General features: G+C 61.1%; 10 protein-coding genes. 5 read left to right on the top strand and 5 right to left on the bottom strand.

Annotated features, from left to right (window positions below; all coding sequences use genetic code 11):
- Positions 1-52 precede the first annotated feature (52 nt).
- Positions 53-1,153 carry an IS110 family RNA-guided transposase gene (locus M8Q45_RS19070; protein WP_249875193.1) on the top strand — a complete coding sequence of 367 codons (1,101 nt, stop codon included), beginning with the start codon at positions 53-55 and terminating at the stop codon, positions 1,151-1,153.
- Between the two features lie 479 nt (positions 1,154-1,632).
- On the opposite strand, the gene M8Q45_RS19065 is transcribed toward M8Q45_RS19070, so the two are convergent.
- The 5 genes from M8Q45_RS19065 to M8Q45_RS19045 are packed head-to-tail and all read right to left on the bottom strand — an operon-like array spanning position 1,633 to position 9,994.
- Positions 1,633-3,039 carry an ATP-binding protein gene (locus M8Q45_RS19065; RefSeq protein WP_249875969.1) on the bottom strand — a complete coding sequence of 469 codons (1,407 nt, stop codon included), beginning with the start codon at positions 3,037-3,039 and terminating at the stop codon, positions 1,633-1,635.
- Positions 3,036-4,835 (bottom strand): DAHL domain-containing sensor histidine kinase, encoded by a 1,800-nt coding sequence (locus M8Q45_RS19060; RefSeq protein ID WP_249875968.1) that lies wholly within the window; start codon positions 4,833-4,835, stop codon positions 3,036-3,038. Before M8Q45_RS19060 ends, M8Q45_RS19065 begins: the two co-directional genes overlap by 4 nt.
- Positions 4,832-5,791: a cytochrome-c peroxidase gene (locus M8Q45_RS19055; RefSeq protein ID WP_249875967.1), complete on the bottom strand. Its 960-nt coding sequence runs from the start codon at positions 5,789-5,791 to the stop codon at positions 4,832-4,834. Before M8Q45_RS19055 ends, M8Q45_RS19060 begins: the two co-directional genes overlap by 4 nt.
- A 40-nt stretch (positions 5,792-5,831) precedes the next feature.
- Complete coding sequence (locus M8Q45_RS19050) at positions 5,832-7,706, bottom strand: EAL domain-containing protein (protein ID WP_249875966.1); 1,875 nt, start codon at positions 7,704-7,706, stop codon at positions 5,832-5,834.
- A complete protein-coding gene (locus M8Q45_RS19045) occupies positions 7,703-9,994 on the bottom strand; it encodes an EAL domain-containing protein (protein WP_249875965.1) in 2,292 nt (763 codons plus the stop codon). The genes M8Q45_RS19050 and M8Q45_RS19045 overlap by 4 nt, the downstream gene beginning before the upstream one ends.
- Before the next feature lie 227 nt (positions 9,995-10,221).
- On the opposite strand from M8Q45_RS19045, the gene nosR reads away from it, so the two are divergent.
- The 4 genes from nosR to M8Q45_RS19025 all read left to right on the top strand — a co-directional run bounded on the left by nosR (position 10,222) and on the right by M8Q45_RS19025 (position 13,372).
- Positions 10,222-11,589, top strand: coding sequence for a response regulator c-di-GMP phosphodiesterase, NosR family (gene nosR, locus M8Q45_RS19040; protein ID WP_249875964.1), 1,368 nt, complete (start codon positions 10,222-10,224; stop codon positions 11,587-11,589).
- Positions 11,590-11,805: 216 nt separating this feature from the next.
- On the top strand, positions 11,806-12,222 hold the full coding sequence (locus M8Q45_RS19035) for an NUDIX hydrolase (protein WP_249875963.1): 417 nt from the start codon (positions 11,806-11,808) through the stop codon (positions 12,220-12,222).
- Positions 12,223-12,239: 17 nt separating this feature from the next.
- Positions 12,240-12,878 (top strand): LysE family translocator, encoded by a 639-nt coding sequence (locus M8Q45_RS19030; RefSeq protein WP_123417158.1) that lies wholly within the window; start codon positions 12,240-12,242, stop codon positions 12,876-12,878.
- The gene (locus M8Q45_RS19025; protein ID WP_249875962.1) at positions 12,875-13,372 is read left to right on the top strand and encodes a GNAT family N-acetyltransferase; all 498 of its coding nucleotides are present in this window, start codon (positions 12,875-12,877) and stop codon (positions 13,370-13,372) included. The genes M8Q45_RS19030 and M8Q45_RS19025 overlap by 4 nt, the downstream gene beginning before the upstream one ends.
- Positions 13,373-13,420: the final 48 nt, after the last annotated feature.

Genomic DNA, 13,420 nt, shown 5'->3' with positions numbered 1-13,420 from the left:
TGTAGCGCCACGGTGGCATTCTTAAGAAGCCAACGACAGCGAGGGCGAGCCCATGAAAAAGCATACGACCAAAACCAGCCTGTCTCCAGCCGATGTTTCGGCCTGTTCGACCCTGGCGGTGGATCTTGCCAAGAACGTGTTCCAGGTGGCCGGAGAAGACGCTCTCGGCCAGGTCATTTACGAACAACGAATCAAGTCGCGTGAAGCCTTTTTGAAGTTCCTGCACCAATTGCCCACAGGCCTGACAGTGTTGATGGAAACGGGGCCAGGGGCGCAGGCCTGGGCGCGACAGTTGCAGCAACAGGGCAATGCGGTGCGGATCCTGCCAGCGCAGCGTGTGGCCGAGCATCGTAGCGGCGCCAAGAACGATCGCAATGATGTGCTGGCGATATTGCGGGCAGGTCGGGACAAGGGCATTGCAGCCGTGCCGGTCAAAAGTACGGCACAACTGGCCATGCAGGCGCTGCATCGGGCCCGGCAGGGTTATGTGCGGCGGCGTACCGCCCTGGGTAATCAGATGCGCGGTTTGCTGCTCGAGCATGGGATTGCCATTGCGCAAGGTGAAACCTCCCTTGATCGAAATATTCCCCGGTTACTGGAGGATGCCACCCAACCATTGCCGGACATGTTGCGAGAACTGATCGCCGAGTTGATGGGCGAGTGGAGCCAGATGGGCGAACGTATCCGCGTGCTGACGGGGCGGCTGGAAGTCGCGGCTCGTGAAGACGAAACAGCGAAGCGGCTGATGACGGTACGCGGTATCGGCCCCATCATCGCCACCGCAGTATTGGCCAAGCAGACCGAACCTGAGAGGTTCAAAAATGCCCGGCAATTTGCTGCCTACTTCGGCACCGTGCCCGAACAACACAGCACCGGGCAGACGGTGAGACTGGGCAAGATGTGCAAGCGTGGTGATGCCTACCTGCGAAGCTTGACGATCCAGGGGGCGCACGCGGTGTTGAAACAGGTGCGGCCGGATTCGGATCATCCAGATGATCGGCGACTGCGACGCTGGCTGAGCCGTCACGGCCAAAAAGGCGCGGCTGTACGACTGGCCAACCGCAACCTACGAATCATCTGGGTATTGCTTCAAAACGAAGAAACCTATCGTCGCCAACCGGCGTCTAGTCCGGAGGCTGCGATGGACCATTAATTTACCGAGTTGTGCCACCGGGGCGCTGAGCCGCCTCAACCCTTGCTAAGGAACATTGACCCCAGGTCAGACCGTCGCGGATAGATGCCTGAGCTCCTACCGGCCCTTGAGGCCTCACTGTAATCGGCATACCGCGAGCTCACCCAATGTTGGCCAGAAGCTGATCATGCTTCCTCGAACAGGCCTTATACATAGATGCAACCGGGTATCGGTGTTCAAACGCAGGTTGACAGTGGGGGCGAGTCCATACATAGGAGCTGGCGAAGCCTGCGATCTTTTGATCTTGATCTTGATCTTGATCTTGATCTTGATCTTGATCTTTCGCTTTCGCTTTCGACTCAATTGTCTGGGACAAGATCGCAGCCTCGTTTCACTCGGCAGCTCCTACGCAGCCCCTACCCAGCGCCTACAGGCCCAGCGGGAGCAAGCTCCCTCGCCACAAAAAGCTCTCCCTCGCAGCAACTATGCGGTGGGGTCACTCACCCCGCCAACTTCATCTGCCGCACCGGCAGTTCCACCCGGAACGTCGTCCCCACGCCCACCTCACTGCTCACCGTGATCTCGCCGTTGTGTTTCTTCACGATGCCGTAGGACAGCGACAACCCAAGCCCCGTGCCTTGGCCGATGGGTTTGGTGGTGAAGAACGGGTCGAAGATTTTCTGCAGGGTTTCCGGTGGGATGCCCGAGCCGTTGTCAGCGACTTCGATCCAGACATGGTCGCCTTCGACGCCGTTGCGCAGGGTGATGGTGCCGCGTTCCGGGCCGATGGCCTGGGCGGCGTTGACGATCAGGTTCATGATCACCTGGTTGATCTGCGACGGCAGGCATTCGACTTCCGGCAGCGGGGTGTATTGCTTGACCACGTCGGCCTTGTACTTGATTTCGTTGGCGACGATGTTCAACGTCGAATCCATGCCCTGCTGCAAATTCGCCATCTGCCATTCCTGGCTGGAGTCCACCCGGGAGAAGTCCTTGAGGTCCTTGACGATCTGCCCGACGCGGGCGATGCCGTCCTTGGATTCCTTGATCAGGACCGGAATGTCTTCGACCAGGAAATCCAGTTCCACCTCCTGGCGCAGGCTCTTCAGGTTCATCACCAGTTCCGGCGAGGCAATGGCTTGCTCGGCACTGCCGTAGGCCTGGAGCATTTCCTCGAGCTTGCTGAAATAACCCCCCAAGGCGCCAAGGTTGGACGAAATGAAGCCGATCGGGTTGTTGATTTCGTGGGCGACGCCGGCCGCCAATTGGCCCAGCGAGGCGAGTTTTTCCGACTGCACCAGTTGGGTCTCGAGCAGCTTGCGCTCATCGATTTCCATCTGCAGCAGCTCGCTGGCCTGCTTGAACGCCAGGGTGCGTTGTTCCACCAGGTCTTCGAGCTTGTTCATTTTCAAGCGGGCGCGGGAGGTCATTTCCCATTTGGTGGTCAGGGTGTTGGCCATCTGCTGGACTTCGATGTTGTCGAAGGGTTTTTTCAATATCAGCAGCCGGTCGTGGCCGTTCAGGCGGTCGAGCAATTCGTCCCAGGAATAATCCGAGTACGCGGTGCACACCACCACTTGCAGTTGCGGGTCGACCTTCCACAGCTCCTCGATGGTCTTGGCGCCGTCCCAGCCTTCGGGCATGCGCATGTCGACAAACGCCAGGGCATAAGGGCGCTCCTTTGCCAGGGCCTGCTGCAATTTGGCCAGGCCCTCCTGGCCGCCGTAGGCCGAATCCAGTTCGAACACCGTGGTGACGGCCTTCGGTGCTTCGCCGAACAATGCGCTTTCCATGTCCTGCAGACCGGCGTTGCTTTCGTCTTCAGGCGTCAGGATCTTTCGGAAGTCGTCATGGATGGCGGGCGTATCGTCGATCAAGAGGATGCGCCGGTTGCTCATGCTGTTCATGGCTCACCTTCTGCAAGTTTCAGGGGCAGTTGCAGTACGAATGTCGCCCCGGTCCCGGGCCCCTCGCTGTGTACGGTGAGGTGGCCGTTCATTTCAATCGCCGCCAGTGCGCAACTGTGCAGGCCGAACCCGTGGCCGTCCTTACGGGTGGTAAAACCATGGGCGAAGATGCGCGTCATGTTTTCCGCCGGGATGCCTTCGCCTTCGTCCTTGACACTGATCTGCAGCTCTTCGTCTACGACCGTGGCCTTGAGGGTCATGTTCCGCGCGTGGTTGGAAACCCCGGCCATGGCGTATTTGGCATTGCTGATCAGGTTGATCAGGATCAGCAGCAGGCGGTGCTTGTCGCCCATGATCCGTGGCACCTCGCCGTACTCCTTGATCACCGTCACATGGTGGCGGGTCAGGGCGCCGGAGTTCATGCGCAGGGCATCTTCGAGCAGTTCGCTGACCACCAGCGGTTCCATCAAGGTGTTGGCGCCGGCGTAGGATTGCTGCGTGGAAACGATGTCCTTGATGTGATCGACGCTCTTGCTCAGTTGCGCCAGTTCATCGGTCAGGCCTTGTTGTTCCACCGCGATGGCTTCCACCAACTGGTTGAGGTAGCCGGGCAGCAGCTTGCCTTTTTCGTCCTCGGTGAGGAAATGCCCCAGGTCGTGGCTGTGCTCGTTGATCAGGTTCATCGCCTTGCCCAGCCCCAGGGCCTTGCTGCTGCGCAGCTTGCGGCTGACCAGGTCGGCGGAAATGTTCACGCTGTTGAGCACGTTGCCCACGTTGTGCAACACGTTGGTGGCGATTTCCGCCATGCCGGCCTGGCGGGCAGTGTCCATCAGTTCGCTCTGGGTGTCCTTGAGCTGGCGGGTCCGTTCCTCGACCCGTTGTTCGAGTTCGTCGTTGGCGGTTTGCAGGGCACTGTTGACCCGCTTGATTTCGCTGAAACTGCGTACCAGCCGGACGGCCAGCCAGATCAATATCAGCACCAGGAAGGTGGCGAACACCAGCAGCAGAACGTGGTTGCGCTGGTGCTTGGCGGCGGCGACCTCTTGGTCCTTTTCCAACAGGTTGGTGATGGTATCCAACCGGGCAGCGAGAGGGACTGCGTCGAAATCGTGCATCAGTTGATTGACCAACGGTTGCTCGCGAAGGATCAGCGCGATATGTCGGCGAAGAATATCGACGGAGCTGACGAGCCCCGCTGGCAGTCGCTCCTTGTTGATGTCCAGTTGGTTCAGGCCCATCAGGATTTCGGCAGCCTGGTCCTGGGTGGTGACCTGGGCGAACTCCAGCGTGCTGAGCAACAGGTCGTAGGTGTCGATGGTGGCGCCTTGCAGCCGGAGCTTGTCTTCGTCGGACAGTTGGGCGAATTGTCGCTGTATGTCGTCCTCGGCGGTGGGCAGAAAGGCCAGGGAGTTGCGCAGCACCGCGTTGTGGGACTTGAATTGCTCCACCAGGCGGGTTTTTTCCTTGACTGCCTTGAGGTACTCGTCGCGCTGGGTTGACCAGAGCGAGGGGGCGTGACGTCCCGTTTCCGACTCGATCGCATCCAGGCGCTGCCATAGGCGTGCCATTTCATTCAAGGGTGAAACCAGCGGATCGTAATTGCGGCTCAGGGCAACCCGGGACTTGAGCACTTCGTTTTCCCAGATCGCATCCTGCTGTTTGAGCAGGCGGATCAGGTCCCTTGATTCAATGTGCGAGGCGGCCTGCTGGGCACCCGACTCGATGTACATGAACAACAAAATCGAAGCCAGCAATACACCGATGAAGGCCAGGCCGAGGCGGCGGGAGAGGGTCATAGCGGCTTGCCCTCCCATTCACCAGTCAGGGTCTTGAGGAATTCGACGATCAGCTCGGTATCGTTTTTCAGGGGCTCGCGGCCCAGTTGGTACTTGAACATGACCTCTACGGCACGTTCCAGGGTTGGCGCCGAGCCACCGTGGAAATACGGCGCGGTGCGGGCGACGTTGCGCAGGCTCGGCACCTTGAATACCTGGCGGTCGGCTTCGTCGCCGGTGACGTTGAAGCGCCCTTCGTCTGCCCGGGTGGGGGTGCCGCGGTCCGCGATGTAGTCGCCCATGACGCCGAACTTCTGGAACATGTTGCCGCCGATGTTCACGCCTTGATGGCAAGCGATGCAGCCATATTCCTTGAAGCGCTGGTAACCGAATTTTTCCCGAGGCGTGAGGATGTCGGTGTTGCCCAGCAGGTACTGGTCAAAGCGCGAGTTGGGGGTCAGCAGGGTGCGCTCATAGTCGGCCAGGGCGTTGCGGATATTCGGTTCATTGACCCCGTCGGGATAGGCGTTGGAAAACGCCTTGGCATAGTCCGGATCATCGGCGATGCGCTTGACCACCGCTTCCCAGGTGCTGCCCATTTCCGTCGGGCTGATGACTACCCTGTGCACCTGTTCTTCCAGGCTGTCGACGCGGCCGTCCCAGAACTGATGGAAGTTCAGGCTGGCGTTGAACACGGTGGGCGTATTGACTTCCACCGGCTTGCCGTCGAAGCCCAGGGAAAACGCCTTGTCGTCGGCACCGCCCTTGTCCAGGCGATGGCAGCTGGCGCAGGACAGCGTGTTGTTGACCGACAGCCGTGGGTCATTGAACAGCCGCTGGCCCAACTGGACCCGCTTGGGGTCCAGGTTCGGGACGGCAGGCAGCGGCTTGAGCGGTTCGTCCAGTGGCTCGGCGTGAGCGGCCGTGCTCCATCCCACGAGCAGGCCGAGAGCCAGAATCAATCCGTGTGACGCCATGGGGTGCTTTCCTTGAAACGGGGTTTATGAACTCTGGCGCTTACGAAAACGGGTTCGGGCGTTGTTCCCATTCGGCCATCCATTGGCTGAACGCTTGTGGTTCCACGGCCTTGCTGAAGTAATAGCCCTGCACCTCTTCGCACTGGTGGATCTTCAGGAATTCCAGTTGGTCCCGGGTCTCCACGCCTTCGGCAATGATGTGCAGGTTCAGGCTCTTGCCCAGGCTGATGATGGTGCTCACCAGTTTGGCGTCGTTACTGTCGATACTCAGGTCACCGACGAACGACTGGTCGATCTTCAGCACGTCCACCGGAAATTTCTGCAGGTAGCTCAGGCTTGAATAACCCGTGCCGAAGTCATCGATCGCCAGCCGGATACCCAGGTGCTTGATGGCCTTGAGCGTGGCAACGGTGGCGTCGATGTTCTGCATGAGCACGCTTTCGGTGATCTCCAGTTCTAACTGTGTCGGGTCCAGGCCGGTTTCCTTGAGGGTACGGGCGATGCCGTCGACGAAACCGCGCTGGCGAAAATCGATGGCCGAGACGTTGACCGACAAGTACAGCGGCCGCATGCCCTCGGCCTGCCAGCGACACGCCTGCTGGCAGGCTTCCTGGAGCACCCATTGGCTCAGCGGCACGATCAGGCCGCTGTCCTCGGCCACCGGGATGAAGTCCGACGGGTAGACGAGGCCGTGGTCGGGCCGGTTCCAGCGCACCAGCGCCTCGACACCGACCACCTTGCCGCTCGCCAGGTCGAGCTTGGGCTGGTAATGCAGCACGAACTCCTTGCGCTGCAGGGCCAGGCGCAGGCCGGACTCGATGGTCTGCTGCTGCCGTGCCCGGCGGTTCATGTCCTCGGTGAAAAAGCGGTAGTCGTTGGGGCCGTTTTCCTTGACGTTGCGCATCGCCGTCTCGGCTTTCTTGATCAGCGCCACGGCGTCGAAGCCGTCGGCTGGATACACGCTGATGCCCAGGCTCGCCGTAACCGTCAGGTCGTGGCCATCGATGGGGTGTGGGGAATTGATTGCCGCCAGCAGTTTTTCCGCCACGCCCTTGGTCAATTGCGAATCGGTGACGTCCCCCAGGATCACCACGAACTCGTCGGAGCCGTAGCGAAACACCGAATCTGACTCACGCACCACGGTTGCCAGCGTCCGCGCCACGCGCTTGAGCATTTCATCGCCCACCGGGTGGCCCAGGGCATTGTTGATGCGCTTGAAGCGGTCCAGGCCGATGAACATCACCGCCAGTTGCCGATCGTGGCGGCGGCATTGGGCCAAGGCCTGGGTCAGGCGATCACCGAGCAACATGCTGTTGGGCAGCTCGGTGAGCACGTCGTATTGCAGCAGATGGGAGACCTTGAGCAATTCCTGGACCCGCTCTTCGATCGTCCGTTCCAGGGTGCGCATCTTGCGCGCTGCGTCCTGCGCCAGTTGCCATTTCCAAGTCATGGCACTGGCCATCTGGCGGATTTCCAGCGTGTCGAACGGCTTCTTGAGGATCAGCAACTGATCATCGAACTCGATGCGTTCGGACATGGTTTCCCACGAGTAGTCGGAAAACGCCGTGCACAGGGCGATCTGCAAGCGCGGGTCGGCTTTCCAGAGTTGTTCGATGGTTTGCAGGCCGTCCCAGCCCGGCGGCATGCGCATGTCGGCGAACACCAGCGCATAGGGCTGGCCCTCGGCCTGGGCGCGCTTGACCAGCTCCAGCGCCTCTTCGCCCTGGTAGGCCGAGTCGATCTGGAACTGCAACCGATTGACCTGTGGCGTGCCGAACAACAGGCTCTCGGTGTCGTCCAGCGAGTCGTCATTGCCGGCGCTGGGGCTGAGGATCTTGCGAAAGTCCTGGTGAATGGCGGGTGTGTCGTCCACCACGAGGATTCGCCGGTTGGCGGGTACCGACATGGGGTTCATGGGTTGCTCTCCGATAGCTGGCTGGCCGGCCGGGTCCAGTGATCCACCACGGGAATGATGGTCCCGGCCTTGAGCAGTTCGGCGGCCTGGCCGCTGTCCACCACGGTGCTGAAGTAATGCCCCTGGGCCTGCATTGGGCCGCCGCTGGACATCAGCGTGGTGCGTTGCTCCTGGGTCTCGACGCCTTCGGCGATGATGCCGATGCCCACGTCCCGGGCGAAGTTGATGATTGCCCGCAGGGTCGAGGCGTTTTCCGGGTCGTCACTGGCGCTGTCGAGAAAGCGCTGGGCGAGCTTGAGATGGTTGACCCGGTACGTCTTCAGGTAATCGAACGACGAATACTCGGTGCCGAAATCATCGATGGCGACCTGCACGCCCAGTTCGCACAGGCGTGGCAACACGTCGTTGTGGGTCCATTTGGTCTGGGCCAGGGTCGCTTCGGTGACGTCGAAGCGCAGGTCCCAGGGCGCCAGCTCCCAGCGTGCGGTGGTGCGCAGTACGTCGTAGATCAGCTCGGGGCCGGTCTTGAGCTGGGTCAGGGACAGGTCGATGGCGATCACCGGCGGCGCCATGCCCTGGTCGCGCCATTGGCGCATCTGCTGGCAGGCCTGGTCGAGTACCCAGTGGCCGAGGCCGATGATGATCCCGGTTTTCTCGGCGGCGGGCATGAACGCCGCCGGTTCGAGCCAGCCGCGTTCGGGATGGTTCCAGCGCACCTGCACGCCCATGCCGAGGATTTTGCCGGTGCCAAGGTCGACTTCCGGCAGGTAGTGCAGTTGAAGCTCGTTATTCTCGATGGCCTGGCGCAGGTCATTGGCCAGGGCGACCCGGTCCATCACTTCCTGGTTAATTTCCTCGTTGTGGAAGTGATACTGGTTGCGGCCCTTTTCCTTGGAGCGATAGAGGGCCATGTCGGACTGCGCCATCAGGCTGTCGGCACTCGGGCTTTGCGGGGTGTAAAGACTGATGCCGATGCTCACGGAAATGCGCACGTCATTGCCGTCCAGGGAGTAGGGCGCCACCAGCGTGTCGCGGATCTTCGCCGCGAGCGCGGCGCAGTGGGTCGCTTCGTGGACGTCCAGTTGCAGGATGGCGAATTCGTCGCCGCCCAGGCGCGCGACCACATCGTTCTCCCGGGTACAGGCCTTGATGCGCGCCGCGACTTCCTGCAACAGCAGGTCGCCGATCGGGTGGCCGAGGGTGTCGTTGATGCGCTTGAAGTGGTCCAGGTCCAGGTAGAACATCGCGAACGGCGCCGCGCCCCGGCGTGCGGCGGCGAAGGCCTGGTGCAGGCGCTCGATCATGGTGGCGCGGTTGGCCAGCCCGGTCAGGCCATCGGTGCGCGCCAGCAGGGCAATCTTCTCCTCGGCCAGCTTGCGCTCGGTGATGTCGAGGATGATGCCCTCGACTTCCAGCAGCAGGCCTTGCTCATTGCGCACTGGAATGTAGCGGTTCTCGACCCAGCGGTACGTACCGTCGCCGGTGCGCATGCGAAATTCGATGGAGGCGCCGGCATTGTCGCGGTCCAGCACGCGGACCATGGCTTCGTCGACCTTGGCCTGGTCGTCGGGATGGATCAGGATGTGTGCCCAGTCCGGCGAGTCGATCAGTTGCGCCGCGACATGGCCGAACTTGGTGATGTTGTGGGAGATGTACATCAGTGGGAACGGCGGTTCGCCGCGCAGGCGATAAAGGATGGTCGGGCTGTTCTGCACGATGATGTTGGCGTCGGCCAGCTCCCGGGTGCGCTCCTCCACGGCCCGTTCGAGCATGTCCATCTTCAGCGCGGCGTCTTCGGTCATCTGCCATTTGACGGTCAGGGTGCTGGCCATCTGGCGGATTTCGATGGCATCGAAGGGTTTCTTCAGGATCAGCAGCCGGTCGCCCAATTCGAGGCGATCGGCGATGTCTTCCCAGGAATAATCCGAATAAGCCGTGCACAGCGCCACTTGCAGCTTGGGGTCGACGCGCCACAGCCGCTCGATGGTTTCGAGGCCGTCCCAACCTGGCGGCATGCGCATGTCGATAAAGGCCATGGCGAAGGGCTTGCCCTGGGCCAGGGCCGTTTCGACCTTGTTCAGGGCTTCCATGCCCTGGAACGCCGAGTCGAGTTCGAAACTCTGGCTGGAAACCGCCACCGGTGCGCCGAACAAGGCTTCTTCAGCGCTGCTCAGGTTGTCTTCGGGGACTGCGTCGGGGCTGAGGATCTTTCGAAAATCCTCATGAATGGTTTGCGTGTCATCGACAATTAATATTCGCCGATTGGATCTTTCCGACGACAGGCTCATGGCCGTGCACCGTCGAAATGCGGACTACAGAACCGTGGGAACATCTGATATCCCTTTCGCTAGCATGAGTATTCGGCCTGTACTTGGCCCTTCATGGGGTACAGCATAGTCGGCTCATCGGAAGCGCGAGGTGAGTGATGGCGAATTGTTTCTAAATTTTCGCAATCTACTAGCCTGTCTTTTGGGGCTAAGGTAGAACGGTTGTCGAATGACAGGAGGGGGTTCCAATGGAAGATCAATCGCCGGACGTTCCGGTAAGAAAACCGACGGTATTGCTGGTAGATGATGAAGAATCGATCCTCAACAGCCTGCGTCGGCTGTTGCGCAGCCAGCCGTATGAAATCCTGCTGGCCGACAGCGGCGCCAAGGCGCTGGAGATTCTCAAGGAGCGGCCGGTCGATCTGGTGATGACCGACGCGCGCATGCCGAACATGGATGGCGCCACGCTGCTGGCGGAAATCCGCAAGCTTTATCCCTCGACCCTGCGCATTCTGCTCACCGGTTACGCCGACGTGGACATGATGACCAAGGCGATCAACGAGGGGCAGCTCTATCGCTACCTGAGCAAACCCTGGAACGACGAGGAGCTGGTGCAGGCCCTGCGCCAAGCCCTGGCCCACCAGCATTCGGAAAGCGAGCGCCAGCGCCTCGAAGCCCTGAACCGCGAGCAGAACCAGCAACTCAAGACCCTCAACGCCACGCTGGAAAAACGCGTGGCGTCGCGCACTTCCGAGCTGCAGCAGACCGCCGACATGCTCGACCTGGCCTATGAAGAGCTCAAGCGCAGCTACGTGACCGGCACCGAAGTGTTCTCGCTGATCGCCAACCTGCGCCTGCCCAAGGCCAAGCAGACCAACCGGCAGATCATCGAGCTGCTCCGGGTCTATAGCCGGCTCAACTTCCTCGACGAATCCACCGACCGCGACCTGACCATGGCCGGGGCGCTCTACAACATCGGCAAGCTGAGCTGGACCGACAACATGATGGTCACGCCTGCCGACATGCTGCACCACAGCGAACTGGAGCTGTACCGCGCCTATCCGAAGCAGAGCGAATCGCTGCTGATGACGCTCGACCCGATGAAGGACGCGGCGCGGATCATCCTTCATCATCAGGAGCGTTGGGACGGCAGCGGCTTCCCCGATCACCTGCGCGGCGAGGCGATTCCGTTCGGCTCGCGGCTGCTGAAGCTGGCGGTGGATTTCATCGAGCTGCAGCGCGGGTTGATCCTGGAGCGGCAGATGAACAGCGACGAAGCGCTGGTCTACATCCGCAAATACGCCGGCAAGCTGTACGACCCGGACCTGGTCGAGGACTTCATCAAGGCGTGTGCCGAATACCTGGAAGACGTGACCCTGTCCGACCCGACGGTGAAGGTCGTGACCACTCGCGAGCTGGCTGCCGGCATGGTCCTGGCGCGCAACCTCAACGCCGACAACGGCATGTTGCTGCTCAACGCCGGCAAGGTCATGAGCGGCCCGCTGATCGAAAAGCTCATCGCGTTCGAAGCGATGGAAGGGGCGCGGTACAGCGTGTTCGTCAAGATTCCGGAGGAAGAGGCGGATCCTTCGGCGCCGAAGCCGATGTTGGGGTGATGATGCTCTGACAGCCGATCCGGTTCCCTTGTGGGAGCGAGCTTGCTCGCGATAGCGGAGTATCAGTCAGATATTTTTCGACTGACACACCTCAATCGCGAGCAAGCTCGCTCCCACAAGGGGCGCATGTTGGGTTGTGGAATGGCGCCAGGCTTTGCTCCCCGCCGCCGCGATCTGTAGTCTCCCCGGCATTTTCCGCCTGAGGTTCTGTAAAACATGACCACCCCCCTGATCCGCATCGCCGCCGCCCTGCTCGTCGGCCCGGACGGCCGGACCCTGCTGGTGCGCAAGCGCGACACCCTGGCCTTCATGCAGCCCGGCGGCAAGATCGAAGCCCATGAGCAACCGGTCCAGGCCCTGGCTCGCGAATTGGAAGAAGAACTTGGGCTCAAGATCGATCCGGAGCAGGCCCGTCATCTGGGGCAGTTCAGCGCTCCGGCTGCCAATGAGCCGGGGTTCATCGTGCAGGCCGAAGTGTTTTTGCTTGAGACCGATGCGACGGTTTCTCCTGCCGCCGAGATTGAAGAAGTGCGTTGGGTCGACCCAACATGCAGCGGCGATGTGTTGCTGGCGCCATTGACAGGCGAAGTGATCCTGCCGTTTTATCGGACCCACTGCCTCGCGACCTGCTGATTCAAGGAATGACGCCCATGATTCCCTTGCCGGACCTGCTGATTTTCGCCGCCGCCGCGTTGTTGATGGTGCTCACGCCCGGCCCGAACATGATCTACCTGATTTCCCGTTCGATCTGCCAGGGCCGCAAGGCCGGCGTCACTTCTTTGCTAGGGGTGGTGGCGGGGTTCTTCGTGCACATGTTTGCCGCTGCGGCGGGGCTGACGGCGGTGTTCCTGGCGGTGCCCATGGCCTATGAAGTGCTGAAATGGGCCGGTGCGCTGTACCTGTTGTGGCTGGCCTGGCAAGCCGTGAAACCCGGCGCGCGCTCGCCCTTCGAGGCCCAGCAGTTGCCGGCTGACTCGACCCGCAAGCTGATCACCATGGGTTTTCTCACCAGCGCCCTGAACCCGAAGATCGCGGTGTTCTACCTGTCGGTGTTCCCGCAGTTCATCAGCCCGGAACACGGTTCGCTGTTCACCCAGAGCATCATCCTCGGGCTGACGCAGATCAGCGTCAGTTTCAGCGTCAACCTGCTGATCGCGCTGTTCGCCGCCGGGATTGCCTCGTGGTTCGTCCACAACCCGACCTGGCTGGCGGCGCAACGCTATTTCATGGGCTTTGTGCTCGGTGCGCTGGCCCTGCGACTGATGCTTGAGCAACGGCGTTCGGCGTGAGCATCCGACGGCTGAAGGCAGGTGATGCCGAGGGCTATCGCGAGTTGATGCTCCAGGCTTATGAATTTCATCCACAGGCCTTCACCTCCAGCGCCAGCGAACGAGCGGCGCTGCCCATCAATTGGTGGGAATCGCGCCTGACCAGCCGGCTCGAAGTGATCCTCGGCGCGTTCGTGGCGGATGAACTGGTCGGTATCGTCGGCCTGGCCCTGGAGCCCCGGCTGAAGGCCCGGCACAAGGCGACGTTGTTTGGCATGTACGTCGTCGAGCCCCATCGTCACACCGGGTTGGCTGAGCAATTGATGCAGGCCGCCCTCGACGAAGCCCGTCGCCATGCCTTCCTGCGCCTCGTGCAATTGACCGTCACCGCCGGCAACGAGCCGGCGATCAAGCTCTACCAACGCTGCGGTTTCGTGCTGTATGGCCTTGAACCGATGGCGATTCGCGTGGGGAACGAATACCTCGACAAAATTCATATGTGGCTTGAGCTCTGAACTCACCGCGGATTTTTGGGCGTTCGCTCGTGACTCAATTGTCAGTGA

It is taken from the genome of Pseudomonas sp. T1.Ur (genome assembly GCF_023516725.1).
GTDB classification, from domain to species: Bacteria; Pseudomonadota; Gammaproteobacteria; order Pseudomonadales; family Pseudomonadaceae; genus Aquipseudomonas; species Aquipseudomonas alvandae.
Note: the sequence above shows the minus strand (reverse complement) of the source record. Positions and strands in the feature narration are given on the sequence as shown.